This is a genomic window from Pyrobaculum organotrophum, assembly GCF_055384425.1.
The window spans coordinates 926,259-940,591 of record NZ_AP042430.1 but is presented as its reverse complement, the minus strand read 5'-3'; the positions used below and the strand labels follow the sequence as shown (position 1 = coordinate 940,591).

General features: G+C 50.4%; 15 protein-coding genes, 1 tRNA gene and 2 pseudogenes. 4 read left to right on the top strand and 14 right to left on the bottom strand.

All coding sequences use genetic code 11. The features are described from left to right. Window position 1 precedes the first annotated feature (1 nt). Entirely contained in the window at window positions 2-1,048 is a 1,047-nt protein-coding gene (gene rtcA, locus ACZ49R_RS05645; RefSeq protein ID WP_464734068.1) for an RNA 3'-terminal phosphate cyclase, read from the bottom strand. 56 nt (window positions 1,049-1,104) lie between these two features. On the opposite strand from rtcA, the gene psmB reads away from it, so the two are divergent. Then, window positions 1,105-1,716 (top strand): archaeal proteasome endopeptidase complex subunit beta, encoded by a 612-nt coding sequence (gene psmB / locus ACZ49R_RS05640; protein WP_011762506.1) that lies wholly within the window; start codon window positions 1,105-1,107, stop codon window positions 1,714-1,716. A gap of 1 nt (window position 1,717) precedes the next feature. Here psmB and ACZ49R_RS05635 read toward each other — a convergent pair whose 3' ends face one another. The 3 genes from ACZ49R_RS05635 to ACZ49R_RS05625 form a co-directional block, all read right to left on the bottom strand. Next, window positions 1,718-2,617, bottom strand: a complete 900-nt coding sequence (locus ACZ49R_RS05635; protein ID WP_464734067.1) for an electron transfer flavoprotein subunit alpha/FixB family protein — start codon at window positions 2,615-2,617, stop codon at window positions 1,718-1,720. Further along, complete coding sequence (locus ACZ49R_RS05630; RefSeq protein WP_464734066.1) at window positions 2,614-3,384, bottom strand: electron transfer flavoprotein subunit beta/FixA family protein; 771 nt, start codon at window positions 3,382-3,384, stop codon at window positions 2,614-2,616. The genes ACZ49R_RS05635 and ACZ49R_RS05630 overlap by 4 nt, the downstream gene beginning before the upstream one ends. Before the next feature lie 200 nt (window positions 3,385-3,584). Beyond that, entirely contained in the window at window positions 3,585-4,646 is a 1,062-nt protein-coding gene (locus ACZ49R_RS05625; protein WP_464734065.1) for an asparagine synthetase A, read from the bottom strand. A 190-nt stretch (window positions 4,647-4,836) separates the two neighbouring features. On the opposite strand from ACZ49R_RS05625, the pseudogene ACZ49R_RS05620 reads away from it, so the two are divergent. Beyond that, window positions 4,837-5,105, top strand: a pseudogene (locus ACZ49R_RS05620) (ACT domain-containing protein). Beyond that, window positions 5,102-6,437: pseudogene (locus ACZ49R_RS05615) on the top strand (PFL family protein); the annotation flags it as partial. The pseudogenes ACZ49R_RS05620 and ACZ49R_RS05615, both read left to right, overlap by 4 nt. Before the next feature lie 80 nt (window positions 6,438-6,517). On the opposite strand, the gene ACZ49R_RS05610 reads toward ACZ49R_RS05615, so the two are convergent. The 7 genes from ACZ49R_RS05610 to ACZ49R_RS05580 are packed head-to-tail and all read right to left on the bottom strand — an operon-like array spanning window position 6,518 to window position 11,171. After that, window positions 6,518-6,991 (bottom strand): hypothetical protein, encoded by a 474-nt coding sequence (locus tag ACZ49R_RS05610; protein WP_464734064.1) that lies wholly within the window; start codon window positions 6,989-6,991, stop codon window positions 6,518-6,520. Further along, window positions 6,961-7,428 carry a hypothetical protein gene (locus ACZ49R_RS05605; protein ID WP_464734063.1) on the bottom strand — a complete coding sequence of 156 codons (468 nt, stop codon included), beginning with the start codon at window positions 7,426-7,428 and terminating at the stop codon, window positions 6,961-6,963. Before ACZ49R_RS05605 ends, ACZ49R_RS05610 begins: the two co-directional genes overlap by 31 nt. Before the next feature lie 24 nt (window positions 7,429-7,452). Further along, window positions 7,453-7,962 (bottom strand): hypothetical protein, encoded by a 510-nt coding sequence (locus ACZ49R_RS05600; RefSeq protein ID WP_464734062.1) that lies wholly within the window; start codon window positions 7,960-7,962, stop codon window positions 7,453-7,455. Window positions 7,963-7,980: 18 nt separating this feature from the next. Then, window positions 7,981-9,231 (bottom strand): RsmB/NOP family class I SAM-dependent RNA methyltransferase, encoded by a 1,251-nt coding sequence (locus ACZ49R_RS05595; RefSeq protein ID WP_464734061.1) that lies wholly within the window; start codon window positions 9,229-9,231, stop codon window positions 7,981-7,983. Then, a complete protein-coding gene (locus tag ACZ49R_RS05590; RefSeq protein WP_464734060.1) occupies window positions 9,228-9,734 on the bottom strand; it encodes a metallophosphoesterase in 507 nt (168 codons plus the stop codon). Before ACZ49R_RS05590 ends, ACZ49R_RS05595 begins: the two co-directional genes overlap by 4 nt. Window positions 9,735-9,770: 36 nt before the next feature. Next, entirely contained in the window at window positions 9,771-10,310 is a 540-nt protein-coding gene (locus tag ACZ49R_RS05585) for a 50S ribosomal protein L5 (protein WP_464734059.1), read from the bottom strand. Between the two features lie 36 nt (window positions 10,311-10,346). Further along, window positions 10,347-11,171 (bottom strand): proteasome assembly chaperone family protein, encoded by an 825-nt coding sequence (locus ACZ49R_RS05580; RefSeq protein WP_464734058.1) that lies wholly within the window; start codon window positions 11,169-11,171, stop codon window positions 10,347-10,349. A 244-nt stretch (window positions 11,172-11,415) separates the two neighbouring features. Between ACZ49R_RS05580 and ACZ49R_RS05575 the strand changes: the two genes are divergently transcribed. Next, the gene (locus tag ACZ49R_RS05575) at window positions 11,416-12,021 is read left to right on the top strand and encodes an alpha/beta hydrolase family protein (RefSeq protein ID WP_011762518.1); all 606 of its coding nucleotides are present in this window, start codon (window positions 11,416-11,418) and stop codon (window positions 12,019-12,021) included. A 185-nt stretch (window positions 12,022-12,206) separates the two neighbouring features. Here the strand turns inward: ACZ49R_RS05575 and ACZ49R_RS05570 are convergent. From ACZ49R_RS05570 to ACZ49R_RS05560, 3 genes are all read right to left on the bottom strand, one after another. Further along, a tRNA-Ala gene (locus tag ACZ49R_RS05570) sits at window positions 12,207-12,278 on the bottom strand. A gap of 719 nt (window positions 12,279-12,997) precedes the next feature. After that, window positions 12,998-13,303, bottom strand: coding sequence for a hypothetical protein (locus ACZ49R_RS05565; RefSeq protein WP_053240308.1), 306 nt, complete (start codon window positions 13,301-13,303; stop codon window positions 12,998-13,000). A gap of 95 nt (window positions 13,304-13,398) precedes the next feature. Next, window positions 13,399-14,301 carry a radical SAM protein gene (locus ACZ49R_RS05560; protein WP_464734057.1) on the bottom strand — a complete coding sequence of 301 codons (903 nt, stop codon included), beginning with the start codon at window positions 14,299-14,301 and terminating at the stop codon, window positions 13,399-13,401. Window positions 14,302-14,333 lie beyond the last annotated feature (32 nt).

Here is a 14,333-nt window from a genome sequence, read left to right as displayed (position 1 = left end):
CTTATCTACTGTAGCCTATGCCATCTACCTCAATTATATATCTTGCCCCTGTCTTCTCTAGTTTAAACTTCACAGGGAGGAATTGTTCTACGATATACATATTTGTCTGTAGGTGCAGTGTCGCCTCTGAGGTAGACATCTTGCTTCTGCCCTCTGCCAGAGCCATATAAACAACAGCCATGTCGGCCATATGCGGATCTAGAGAGACGCCGGTTTTTAATACAGCGGCAAGTCTCTCCGCCGCCTCCCGACCAACCTCCTCTGCAGGTTTACCCCTCTCTCCCAGGGCGTCTCCGCCAACAACATTTCCAATGTCTGATTCAGCCCAGAGCACTATGCCGCTACCAGGGCCCAGTCCGTCGCTTCTCGTTTCGACCTCTACCTCCGCCACGTAGCCCAGCTTAGCTAACGTCTCTTTAGCCGCTTTGGCCTGTCTCTCTGCGACATGAGTAGGAAGATTTACAGCGTGTGAAATGCCTGAAATCTTTACCAATCTGCCAAACTCAACAGAGTGCACGGCTCTCAGTTTTTTAATAGGCTCGACATAGACTATGACTCTACCCCCGCCTCTCGGGTAGTGCCCTCTTCTCACGAGCTCTATAGCTATTTTTGCACCAAAGAGAGAAAGCGCCTTTACAAATACATACCTCATGTAGTCTATAGGCGGGGCCCATGCCACGTCTGTACCGCCGGTGATGACTAACTTAGTGGGGCAGGGGGCGTAGAGGAGGATGGGGGCTAGGGTTTGTATCACGAGAGAGATGCTGCCGGCTGTCCCAATGTCTATGTTGAACGTGCCACATTTCAGCGTCTTTGGCTTGAAGTAGAGCCTCGTGGATCCCTTGGCGGCGCCTTCTATATCAGCGTCTGTCAGCAGTGCGGCGGCTGACACGCCGGTGAGGTGTTGAGGTTGGAGACCCGGGTTGGTCCTCTTGGCTCTTATGTTGATTATCTCAACGGGCTTGCCTAATAGTGCAGACAACGCGATAGAGGTTCTAAGTATCTGCCCGCCCCCCTCTCCATATGAGCCATCTATTTTGACAATCACAGAGCCTTCGTATAGATCTGTTTATAATGTTTATATAGAGGAGGTATGGATCTGCCATGGGCGAGGAGGTTCAAATTGGCGCAACTGCCGTCGGAATTAAAGCAAAAGACGGCGTTGTTCTAGCGGCTGAGAAGAGGGTGTCGTATGGCTTCTATACGTTAAGCTCTGCGGGAAAGAAAGTATTTATTATAAATGATAAACTTGCTATTGCCTCTGCCGGCATTATAGCCGACATGCAGACGTTGGCAAGGATTTTAAAACTCAACGTCATGTCATATGAGCTTGAGGTGAGAAAGAAACCCACCGTACGAGCTATGGCAAAACTTCTCTCAATTATTATGTTTAGCCGCCGTCTTTTACCATTCTATGCAGAAGTACTTGTGGGAGGCGTGGACGAGGAAGGCCCCCATTTAATTGTTATGGATCCCTTGGGGAGTCTTATCGAAGATAACTACGCCGCGCTTGGCACTGGGGCTAAACTTGCAGTGTCTCTGTTAGACGCCACATACCGGCCTGATATATCTCTTCAAGAAGCTAAAAAGCTGGCGGTACAAGCAATTAAGGCGGCTATTGAGAGAGATCCCGTGTCCGGCGGCGGCATAGACCTAGCTGTTGTAGATAACAACGGCGCAAGAGAAGAAGAAGTAAAAATACAGATGGTTATTTAGATTACTTCGCTTTTAGTTTTGAAATTTTATTTATCAATATGGGGACTATCTTGTAGAGGTCTTCTACTACTCCGTAGTCTGCGTTTTGGAATATAGGTGCCGACGGGTCGTTATTTATTGCTGCTATAATTCTGCTGTCTAATATCCCAGCTATGTGCTGTGGTTGGCCAGATATTCCAATTGCCAGATATAACTTAGGTTTAACCTTCTTCCCGGAGAGGCCAACCCAGTGCTCCTCTGGCAACCATTTTAGGTCTGCTGCGATAGGACGGGAACAACCTACTTGCCCCCCGAGCACCTTAGCAAGTTCAAACGCCATCTGGAGATCTTCCTTCTTCTTAAATCCTCTGCCTACAGACACTATGATCTCGGCCTCTTCTAATTTTACGGCGCCTCTGGGCTTTTCCTCTACAGAGAGTATCTTAACCTTTGGCGCTATCGCGACCTCTACTCTCTCTACTATGCTCTGGACAGTAGGGGGCTCGCCTTGGAATCTCCCAAGGGCTATAGAGACGACAGCAGGAAGTTGCGCCTCTACCGTAGCCACCGCCTTATTGCCAAAGACGTATCTCTCCGCTTTTATAACTCCGCCCTCAGCTCTCAGAGACAACACATCAGTTAAAAACTCGGCGCCGAGTCTTTGTGCAATTAAGCCTCCGACAGTTCTGGCGTTTTTTGTAGATGGCAACATAACGAGGTCATGCCCTGGGAAGGCTTTGATAACAGCCTCAGCTACAGCGTCTGGCGACTTGGGGTCTATCTCAGCCACTAGAATTCTGTGTGCCTTTCCAGCTAATGCTTCTGCCTCTTTCTGACTGAATACTAAAGCGGTGATCTCGCCACCTAATGTAGATGCGGCATAGAGAAGCTCTTTATTTGGATATACGACAAGTGTTTTCATATTACTCCCTCCTGGCGTAAGTATTGTATAAGCTTTTCTGCCTTCTCCTCTGGAGTGCCCTCTTTAATAATAATCTTTTTCCTCTGTATGACAAGTGGTCTGTAAGACACTGAAATTTTCGGAGTAATATCAATTCCTAAGTCGGCAAGCGTTAATTTATTAATCGGCTTCTTCATGGCAGCTCTGATAGCTAGAAGCGTTGGTATCCTCGGCTGATTTATCTCCCTTGTTACAGATACCACGACAGGTAACGGCGCTTCTACCACCTCTACATGGTCTTCTAAGTCTCTCTTTGCCACTACTCTGCCGCCTTCTATCTTAAGCTCTCTTACATATGTCACTACAGGCCAACCTAACTCCGCCGCTACTCTCGCCGGAATTTGGCCAGTATAGTTGTCTACGGTGGCCTCGCCCGCTAATACAATATCTGCACCAACTTTCTTTATCACAGCAGCTATGGCCTTAGCGGTAGCAGTGTGGCTAGCGTTTAGTAGTTTCTCGTCTACAACTAGATAGACTTCATCTAAGCCCATTGCAAGAGCCTCTCTCAAGACGTTTTCTGCTTCCTGTATTTTTTTCTGTAGGGGGCCCCATTTTACTACGGTGACACCATATGCTTTATCTTGGCCTTTGAGTTTGACGGCTTCTTCAATAGCGTTCCTATCTATGTCGCTTATCTTAAATGGCGTCTCTTCTATTACAACAGTATCTCTAACTCTCAACTGGCCGGTGTCTAACGCCGTTTTGACTAACACGGCAACCTTCATAAGGCAGTTAATTCCACTTGTTTTTAAATTGTGACTTTAAGCTATGCAACTAACCTCTTTCTTCAATTGGCACAATATCTAAGCCCTACTTGTCCCATATATCTCTTGGTGGGTCTTATGAAGCAGTCTAGTCACTTGTATAACAACCCCAGAGATCGCAAAAAACAAGCATAGTATATTTCTAACGCGACTTTTACAAATTAGGGTGTGGGCGCTATGCCTGCCACCTTAGGATACGGCCTGGCCTCCCAGACGGCTCTCAGTCCACATATATACCTGGTAAATCTCTCAACGCCTATTCCGAAGCCGGCCGTCTTAAGTGGGTAGAGCTCCTTGAGCATCTGAAGAAACCACTCGTACTTCCTGGGGTCCTCCCCGCCCTCTCTTATCCTCGCCATGACACGCTCCGGCTCGTACTCCCTCTCAGCGCCGCTTATCGCCTCGCCAAAGCCCTCGGGATATAACATGTCAAAGTCACGCAGAACCCCGGGTCTCTGCGGATCCTCCCGGTCGTAGAAGCCCCTGCTCCCCCTGGGATAGTCGTAAACGAAGAAGGGCTGGGCGTGTAGGCCAGACATGAGCTTCTCGCACTCCCACGTCAGCTCCGACCTGGGGTCATTTCTACAGCCGTAGGAGTTGACTATCTTGATCGCTTCGCTGTGGGGGTACCGCTTGAAGGGCGGCTTGAACTCGGGAAGGCTCCTGTCGAGGACTTCCTCGAGCTGCTTGCCATACTCCTCCCTGACCCTCTTCACCACATAGGCCACGAGGCCCTCCGCCAACTCCATGGCCTGTCCGTAGTCCGCGCCGTACATCTCTATATCCACCTGGAAGAACTCCACTAGGTGGCGGCCTGTGTAGATGCTGTCGGGGGGCTCGAGCCTCAAGTTGGGGCTCACGAAGTATATCTTGCCTAGAGAGGCCGCCATGTACTGCTTGTAGAGGATTGCCGAGGACATGACCTTGTACTCATGGCCGTAGAAGTCAATAGACGCTTGCTTAGCGCCGCGGATGCCGGGGTCTGTCACCGGGCCCACGATTGGAGGCAGAACCTCCACAAAGCCCCTTTCGTCTAAGTACTCCCGAATCGCTTTGACAATAGCCGCCTGCACCCTGAAGACCAACTTGTACTTCTCCGACTGGGCCCATCGCCAGGAATATCGAAGCCATTCCTCGACGGTCTTTCTGTACGTTTCTCTGTCGGCTACTAGTTTTTCAAATTCTAACACAGCCGGGTGGTATCTAGGTTCTTTGTAATCCATAAGGCGCAGTAAGAATCAGTACTTGACAATATCTCGTACAACATACCTTCATGCCTGGGTTTTCTAAGTCTATATAACATAAAACTCCCTGGTAAATCGTTAATTTATTCATTGAAAACCTCGATTTCTCTGCACTATGTGCCAGCAGCTCTGGGTATGTATATCTAAATTCTTGCCTATAACGTTCTCTATGGAGCTTACTGTTGTTTCTGTACTAGGAGCCGACAGAGTGGGCATCGTAGCAGGGATTGCGAGTGTTTTAGCACGCCACAACGTCAATATAATCGACATATCCCGGTGGTGAGAGACATCTTCTCCATGGTGATGGTGGTAGATATGTCTAAGGCGGATATCGATATTGCCCAGCTCAGGAAGGAGCTCGAGGAAGAGGGGAAGAGACTGGGGGTGATGGTAGGGGTCTATCACATTGACGTGATTAGGTACGTGCAGAGGATATGAGGTTCGATCCTTCGGAGATCGGCGAGGTCCTCGAGATGCTCCTATTCCGCGAGCTGGATATCCGCGCCGTCACGCTCAGCGTAAACACGCTACCGGCCATACGGCCCGCCGTGGGAGATACCCTGGCGGCGCTGGAGGAGGCGCTGGAGTCCCTCCTCAAGAGGCTTAGACCTGCGGTGGAGCTGGTGGCCTCTAGACTCGGCGTGAGGATCGTCACGGTGCGGCTCGCCGTGTCGCCCGTCTCCATAATGCTGAAGCCCATCGGGAAGGCGGAGGCGGCCGTGGAGATCGCGAAGCATCTAGACGGCTTGGCGGAGAAACACGGCGTAGACATGGTGGGAGGCTTCTCAGCCTTTGTACACGCAGGAGTCTCTAGGGGAGACGCCGCCCTAATGGAGGCCCTCCCCGAGGCGTTGAACTCCACGAGGAGACTCGCCGGCTTCCTCAACGTGGCCTCCACCGCCACCGGGGTGAACATGGACGCGGTTAGAGCCGCCGCCGAGGCGGTCCTCAAGATGGAGCCCCACGCCGCGGCGCGGTTCGCCGCAACCGCCAACATACCAGAGGACGTCCCCTTCATGCCCGGCGCCTACCACGGCCTCGGCCTCCCAGACGCGGTGGTGAACATAATTGTGAGCGGCCCCCGGCGTAATAGAGGCGGTGGTGCGGAACATGCCCAACGCCGACGTGAGAACGCTACACGACGCCATCAAGAGAGCCGCCTTCAAGATCACGCGCCTCGGCGAGCTCGTTGGGCGGGAGGTAGCCAAAGAGCTGGGGGTCCCCTTCGGCTCTGTAGATCTCAGCGTGGCCCCCCAAGGTGGGAGACTCCGTAGCCGCCATACTGGAGGCGGTGGGCCTCCCCAGGGTGGACGCGCCTGGGACCCTCTTCGCCCTAGCCCTTTTCGTAGACGCCGTAAAGAAGGGCGGCGCCATGGCCACCTCCACCATAGGCGGCCTCAGCGGGGCCTTTATCCCAGTGAGCGAAGACGCCGTCATGGCCGAAGCCGCCAGAGAGGGAGCCCTCACCTTCGACACCCTCAAGTCCACCCTCGCCGTCTGCAACACCGGCATAGACATGGCAGGCATACCCGGCGATGCGCCGCCAGACGCCGTGGCGGCCCTGATAGCAGACGTCATGGCCGCGGCAGTAGCCCTAGACAAGGCGCTTGGAGTCAGGCTTGTCCCAATCCCCGGCGCGAAGCCGGGAGACGTCTACGACCTAGGCGGCCTCTACGGCAGAGTAGTGGTGATGGACTTGGGGAAATACAGAGACATCCCCTCGCCAGAAGAAAAGGAACCGCCCCGCCGGCCGTAGAAAGGCTCAAAAAAAGGCTAGTGAGTTTCGATATACAGACCGGCTGGTACCCCATACTGACACGACCCAGAGCTGTACTTGAACCCGCTTGTGGCTATTTACACATATTCGCGGACGTTATAATCATTGGAGACGTCGGGTGGTCTCCGTAGTTTGTTACCCAGCTGTCTATATAAATAGATGGCCCGCTGGCGCTTAACGAGACGTCGAAGCCGCTTAATAGCACGCGGCAAGCTGTGCTAGCCGTGCCGCGGGTGATAGCCCCGCATGCGGCATCTGATAGTATAGCGCCGACTGGCACCCCTACTTCAAAATCTGCTCCACGTGTATCAAATGTCTTGAATATGTCTGTGAACTCTGCCGTCTCGCCCGGAGATAAGAAAGTATCTACGAGAGCCCCGCTTGTGGTACCAACAAGAGTCAGCGTGTTTCCGTCGAAAAACCTCGACATGATCTCTGAGAGATAGCTATATTCAAAGCCACCATTGGGGTACTTAGATGATCCTAGATATGTCCGCACCTCGGAGACATAGTTTGTTATCTTATCGCCGAAATATTCACACCCCATAATGGCGGCACAATAGTACACTTGATAGCCCTCAGAGACCATCTTCCCCAAAGCCATATCCACCCCCTTCTCTCTGGATCTAAAGTGAGACTGGCACTGTATACAGCTCTGTCTCTCCAACTAAATACGTTGCCCTTCCATATTGTTACGCTAGGCAGGATATTGTTTTTCAACTTTTCTGCGAGGTTATCCCCAAATCCAAACGTTGGGTAGGTGCCGAATTGTACATCTGTCCTAACGGCGCGAAACGATATCGCGATCGTGCCGCTGTAGGTATATTTGTTATATGCAACAACGGCGGGTATCTTCATATAGAGCTTACCATCCGCTGTTTTGAAGTAGGTGGATGGATACAGCCTTGCCAAGTCTTCAGTAGCGACTCTGTAGATTAACACCTCGGTAAAAATACTCAAGGGTGGGCTCCGGAGTTGCCACATACGCCGCTACTGTACCTACAGGTATCAAGGGGGAGGTTTCTGTGTTTTCTCCACCTTAACCGCGTTGCGCACCCCCCTCTCCATATGTATCGTGTATATGTTTACCATCTCTACGTCAGCTGGACTTATGTCGATGTTGTCTATCACCAGGTAGATCGGCTTGTGGGAGGTCTTGTTGACAACGGCTACCGTGATGAAGAGGGCGGTTCTAAAGTCCTTCACGTCGCCTCTCCTCCACTCGGCCCAGCGCCTCGCCCACTCCCTTAGCTTAGCCGCCGGTATGTAGATGGAGCCGCCTCTTGCGGTGCCGTTGAAAAACACCACCCTAGACTCGTTGCGGCTTGGCGGGTCGATCCCATACACCAGAGCCACCACCGACACGTCGCCCCTCTGGAGAAGGTAGTCGGCGGGCTTACCTCCGTCGTACAGCTTAAGCCTAATGTGCACGCCGGGCGGATCTCCAACCGTCGACGATATGACAAACGTGGCTACCGACGCCGCGGCAAGAATGCCGATGAGCCAGACCTTTCTCATATAAAACAAAAAAACAGTTTATAAATTTTTTTGCACCAGGGCTATGTAGAAGGCTTCGCTTTTGTGTATGTGGGGGAAGGTTCTTCCTCCTGGGCCGCCTCTGTAGGCTGGGGCGAGGTCTGGGTGTGGTTTTTCGGCTTTTGCTGGGGCGCTGGCCACGACCTCTTCGCCTTCTTGGGGCATTATGCTACATACGGCGTATATCACTTGTTCGGCCAAGGAGAGGGCGTTGGCTAGGAGCTCTCTCTGGAGCGTGCCGTATCTGGGGGCCTCCTCTACCCTGGGGTATATCTTGACGGCCGGCTCCTTGGTGAAGGCGCCGCTTGAGGTGCAGGGCGCGTCTAGGAGGGCTTTGTCGAACCTCCTCGTCTTTAGCCTTCTGGAGTCCGCCCGTACGACCTCTACGGCGTCGACGGCGCCCAGGGCCTTGAGGAGGTGTTTCATCCTGGCCACGCGCTTGGCGGAGAAGTCGGCCGCCACGACCTTGGCCCGGCCCTCCGCCAGCTGGACTATTAGGCTGGTCTTCATGCCGGGGGCGGCGGCTAGGTCCAGTATCTTTTCGCCGGGGGCGGGGTCGAGGGAGAGCACGGCGTATATCGAGGCCAGGTCCTGAGGGACCGCGGCGAAGGTCCTCACGGCGGTTAGGTACTGGACGGGCCTCTTGGCCTTCTTGAGGAGGAGGGCGAAGGGTATCCTGGGGTGGGGCTCCACCTCGGCCTCCCGCTCCAGCATCTTCAGCGCCTTGTCCACGTCTGCCTTTAGGGTATTTACCCTGAGCCAGATCCAGGTGTTGTTTCCGGCGTCTAGTATCCTCTCGACCTCCTCCGGGGGGAGGTTGGCGAGTAGAGTCTCCACTATCGCCGGGTGGTAGCTGTATTTCACCGACAGGTAGCGGGGGAGGTCGCCCCTGAGGGTCTCAAGGGAGGCCAGCGCCTCCTCGGGCCTCGCCCTGGCCCTCTTTAGGACCCGTCTCCTGTATCTCTCCACGAGGTCTCTGTTGTAGAGGAGCTTGTCTGCGCGGTACACGAACCAGGTCCGCGCCACGGCTTTCGCGCTTGTGGAGCCCAGAAGCGCCGAGGCTAAGTGGCGGAGGAGGTAGTAGTGCCTAACCGCGTCGAAGGAGGCGTCGTAGAAGACCTTGAAGCTGTCTAGTCTCCTCCACCTCTGCTTCACCTTCTGGAAGGCGTAGTCCAGCGTGAGTCCGTTTTTTGTGACCTCGTATAGCACCCTGGCAATGAAGGCAACTAGCTCGTCAGCTGTCCAGGTCACGTTAGGAAGAGCAGCTCCGCCTCTAGCTTGGCTAGATCTACCACAGCCACCGTGGAGCGGCCAGTGAGGCAGCCGCAGACCTCCCCTGGGTTGACCACCAGCGTCTTGCCGCGCCTCTCTATGGCGGCTTGGTGGGTGTGGCCATAGATCACCACGTCGTACAGCCCCGACTCGACCAAGGCCTTCAGCAGGACCGAAGATGCGCCGTGGTAGAGGGCGATCCTCCTCCCCCCGGTCTCCAGCTCCGCTGCCTCGCCCGCTATCTCAACGCCGTATTTCCTCGCTACTTCCATGAAGTAGAGCCTCTCCCCCTCGTTGTTGCCCCAGACTCCAACTACCCTCACGCCTTCTCCCAGGGCCTCTCTGAGGGCACGGGCTGAGAAAGGCGCGACCCAATCGCCAGCGTGGAGGACTAGCCTAATCTCTCTCTTTTTAAACTCCTCAGCCGCCTTTTTAATTGCCCAAATGTTGTCGTGACTGTCTGACAAAACGCCGATTAGCACGAGAGATCGAAACAGACAGTATAAAAGTGTTTTAATTTAGTCTACTTGTACTCCTAGGACTTTTTGGAAAAACTCTATCGCCTCCTCTCTTGTCACTAGTTGACGTTTGCCTACTTTCCCCCTTCTACGTCTCCTTAGCTGTACTCTTAAGCCTGGCTTAGCTAGCTTTACACAGACGTCCATACCCCAGATGCCGACCGCCGGGTCGTACTTTACGCCTGGTAAAAGGATGTGTTCTTTTATGCCAAAACAAACGTTGCCCCTGTTGTCGAAGCTCGACCGCTTTATTCTATTGTTAATAGCTTGTAATGCGCGCATTAGGAATTCCACCGCTTTATCTCTTCTCAATGTTACAGCAACGCCGATAGGTTCGCCTTTTTTTATGCCGAAGTCTTTTATAGTACGTTTTGCTCTCCTCTTGGATGGCTCAGCTCCTGTCAGTTCCTTAAGCAAACTGGCGGCTTTTTCTAATTTCTCGCCTCCTGTTCCAACGCCTATATTTACTACAACCTTCTCAATGAAAATCCTCTGCATAGGGTGTTCTTTCACTAACACCAACCCCCTCCAATTCGGCATCGAAGGTAGAGCTTCGCTAGATTTAATAAATTTTTTCTAGAAGACAAGCGGAATCTCCTTCCCGGGGACTCGGGCGGTTGTCTCCACCGGCTTAAATATCGCTTCTATGTTTTTCTCTATGAGAAACGCATATTTAGAGGCGTGTTCCTGTAGTCTTGTCGTGTCTATCTGGGTCTCCGCTAGTTTAGCCACGGCGTTTATAAGCTTAAGAGCTGCTCCTACGTCTGGCCCAACGCGGCCTACTAGGTCGTTTAAAATTAGCATAACGTCGCGGTGTGTCGAAATCTTGCCGCTGTCTACAAGTCTTTTTATTGCGGTGAGCAGCCTGGATTCTGCAATTAACAAAGCTCCGTCTATACCACGGCCTAATACAGCGTCTAAATAAGCACCTTCTAGCCCAGTCACGGTGGCCTCTTTTATAGGCTCAAAACCGTATTGTCTAAACTTTTCGACTAGGTTTTCCTCAGTGACGAAATAAACAGCGTCGCTTTCTTTTTCGCCTACGGCAGGCATGGCCGAGAGACAGACGGCCAGTTTTATCTTGTTTTCCTCTGCCCAGTCTAATACCCTGCGTATGAACTCGGCGTATATCTGCGGAGGGATTGGGACATGTTGTCGAATGGCCACAATACCAGCTTGTCTAGAGTAGAAGATTCTATATGGTAACTTCGCAGCGCCGTTTACAACGGCAATAACAGGCGGCATTTCTGTTATCCTAATAGCGCCGATCTCCTCCATAGATAGCGCATCTATCAGATACTCCACGGCAACTACACCAGCGAGAGAAGGTTCGGGACATGCCATAACTAGGATATTTTTCTTGTCTCTAGGCAAGCTACTCATTTTTACCTCAAGCCGCATGCACATGTCCGGTGCCTATTATATAAATATTTCCCGCTCCTCAGTCTCTACACGCGACAATCCCAAGAGTAGCATGAGAACGCAATCTTAAAGGAGTTTTTTAATACAACTTCCGCATGTTAATAACGGCGATCTAAGCCAAGTTTCCATAGTCCACCCCTGGCTTTTAAATGTACCTTCTTTGCGTTGCTAAACATTAGGTTTAGGCTAAAGTTTTTAAAAAGATTGTAAAATAGTCGTTGTTATGCCGAAAGCGTTGGCTTTCCACGGACGCGGAAGTTCTCCAGAAAATATCTTGTGGTTAATACAACCTCTACAGGAGACCGGACATGAGGTCGTGGCGCCTCAGATTAGGGACGTAGAAGACGGCTATGAGACTGGTCTTAAGGAGTTGCCTGTAGCCATAGCAGCTGGCCACAGCATGGGCGGAACTGTGGCATTACTTCTTGCAGCTAAGAATCCTGGCGCCGTCGGATGTGTAGTAGCTATCGCGGCGCCTGTAGACAGAAGGCTGCAACTTCAGTATATGCTTCAGTCTGGAGACCCCTACCTGAATAAACTAGCAAACGAATTAGCTGCACTGGGAAATAAGCTTGAACAAACATCTCCTTCGCGTTTTATAGGTAGCGGTATGCCGCCTGTACTTTATATAAGGGGGACAAAAGACCGTGTAGTCCCTAGAACGCAAATAGATATCTTAGCCGGTCTCTCAGACAAGTTCAACTTCCCTTTGGAAGTTGTGGAAATCGAAAACATGGGACATAGCCCTCAAACACCTGAACATCAAAAAGCCATAGCAGACGCGATAAAACGCTTTATAGCACATTGTTCACAAGATAGAAGAAAGTGACAATCTCGCTCACGCCGTCGTGGGTATCCAAGATACTTCGGAGTCGTCGGGCGCAGGGCTAGGCGACTATAACCCTTCTTGAAGAGTAAAGCCTCTTTGATCTACACAGTCTATACATCTACCGTATGAAAATACGGACAACGACCTCTCCAGCCCTGAAAGACGAGACTTTCCCCCCGTAAAGGTGGACCGGCCGGGATTCGAACCCGGGATCTCCCGCACGCCAAGCGGGCATCCTTCCGCTAGACTACCGGCCCTTGTTTCTTGATTTTCTTACTTTATAAGCTTTATAGCGTTCTATGGTCACACGTCTTTTAGAGCGTATTTACGACTAAATCTAAACCTATCTATTTGTACTTTGTACACAGTACGTCAGGAATTCGCTGGTAGGTACTGCATCACTAATGTTTTTTCTCATATCACATAGAGAAATGAAATAAGTTTAGGTTAAATTAGTAAAAATTTTTAAATAATCTATAACTGTAAGGCTCTCTTAGCCATCTACGTGAACTAAACAGAGACAGCGAAGATAGGGGTGTCGCCGAGATCTACGCTGGGTATACCGAGGACGTTGTATAGGATACATAAAATGAAGACGCCGTAAACATCCGAAATCGCCGACAACAGTAGAGAGATTCAATGAAGCTAGCGGAATATGGGGTATGGCAGTATGTCGTAGATAAGAACGACACGTCAAAGACATTGATATGCAACGAAATTCACAGAAACGGTGGAGTACTCAGAGAGACTCCACAAGCAATTCAACACTACAATAAACATAACCAAAACATAACTACATTGGATATAAGACTCCACTGCCAACAAAAATCGAGTCTTACTACGTTACGACAAACCGACCATTAACCTCGGAAAGGGATAACGCCCGAGACCTCATAGTGCGGATTCTGCACAAGCGGATAGACAGTTTGTTAACAAATATTTTAAATTGAGGTACTAATTTATTATATAAAAATAATCATAGATTATTTACAAATTCTGCTAATAGATACATTACGATTGCGCCCATGATCATACCACGTCCGCCGTATTTATTAATACCGGAAAAGTATAGAAATGCACCAATTAGCCCCAATATTACAGATAACGTCTTTGCCATAGAGGCTATATGTATCTTCAAGATATCTTTTAGATTTTGAAGAAAATTATCAACAGACGATAAGATACTATCTATTGTCTTATATATTTTTACGAAAGGGTCTGTTGCATTAGAAATTGCAAATGTTAACGAAACGAGGAGCAACATCACAATAGCAATTTTCACAATATAACTACTACCCTTAAAAACCAACTGTCGGCTTTACGCAACAATGTACGGCCCGCGCTCCCGTCCTAAAGGACAAGGTTTTCAGTTGTAACCTAGAGGACTTCTAACGTTTTTACGCCAACGCTTAGTTTAATTCTTATCTTCTTCGCATTTAAGCTGTTGGGGTGGTACCCGTCCTCGTCGTATATCACAGTGCCGTTATCTTGGACGTATTCATTGGGCTTTGCTATAGTCATCATGTGTCTAAAGAGTCGTGTGCCAATCTGTATCGTGTCTTTATACCTACTAGTACATATATGTGCAGGCGCCTTCACCATCTCCGCTATCCTCTCTGCCGCCTTTAAACTACCATATACACTATGGCCTTCGATTTTGTAGCCCATAGCCTTTAGCCTTTCTAAGTTAGACTCAGAGATGTCTAACTCGTTTATATTTACAAAACTTATGTATGGCACAAGGGCGTTCACAGCTTCAGCAATCTGTTGTTCAAAGCCCGGCAACGCTGGCACCTCCGCACCAATAGTTTTACCAGATGCGACCAACGCCTTTACATATTTTTCTCTGCCCTGAAGTTGCTTAACGGATGTGATGTGTATCCGCACCTCATCTACTCTACTTGACGCTATAATTCCAACTCTCTTTCCATCGAGATTTAGTATGTGTGTATACATGTGGATATGGAAGTCCTCGCCAAACTCCCTCTTTAAGAGGTCTGCAACTATCTTAACACGTTCAGCAACAACTGACGGATCTCCGCCAGTTATCGCCGCGCCTTCTGAAGAGTATTCAGCCACCACCTTTGGTATATCCTCTATTTTATCCACGGGGATGTCGTTGACATATATTACGTCTTTTCCAAACCTTTCCTTACTAATAGGACAATAGAAACAGCTAAGGGGGCACAAACCTGTTATAAATATAACACTTTTAGCGCCTAGTAAACAGAGCTCGCAACCTCTGGCAAATTCTCCACGAAACACCCTGTTGTAATACACGGTCTATAAACGGATTTTTATTTAAATACACA

Coding starts and splice junctions, on each gene's coding strand:
- psmB (WP_011762506.1), top strand. CDS start 1,105: ATGGGCGAGGAGGTTCAAATTGGCGCAACTGCCGTCGGAATTAAAGCA.
- ACZ49R_RS05635 (WP_464734067.1), bottom strand. CDS start 2,617: ATGAAAACACTTGTCGTATATCCAAATAAAGAGCTTCTCTATGCCGCA.
- ACZ49R_RS05630 (WP_464734066.1), bottom strand. CDS start 3,384: ATGAAGGTTGCCGTGTTAGTCAAAACGGCGTTAGACACCGGCCAGTTG.
- ACZ49R_RS05625 (WP_464734065.1), bottom strand. CDS start 4,646: ATGGATTACAAAGAACCTAGATACCACCCGGCTGTGTTAGAATTTGAA.
- ACZ49R_RS05610 (WP_464734064.1), bottom strand. CDS start 6,991: ATGGGGTGTGAATATTTCGGCGATAAGATAACAAACTATGTCTCCGAG.
- ACZ49R_RS05605 (WP_464734063.1), bottom strand. CDS start 7,428: ATGTGGCAACTCCGGAGCCCACCCTTGAGTATTTTTACCGAGGTGTTA.
- ACZ49R_RS05600 (WP_464734062.1), bottom strand. CDS start 7,962: ATGAGAAAGGTCTGGCTCATCGGCATTCTTGCCGCGGCGTCGGTAGCC.
- ACZ49R_RS05585 (WP_464734059.1), bottom strand. CDS start 10,310: ATGCCGAATTGGAGGGGGTTGGTGTTAGTGAAAGAACACCCTATGCAG.
- ACZ49R_RS05580 (WP_464734058.1), bottom strand. CDS start 11,171: ATGCGGCTTGAGGTAAAAATGAGTAGCTTGCCTAGAGACAAGAAAAAT.
- ACZ49R_RS05575 (WP_011762518.1), top strand. CDS start 11,416: ATGCCGAAAGCGTTGGCTTTCCACGGACGCGGAAGTTCTCCAGAAAAT.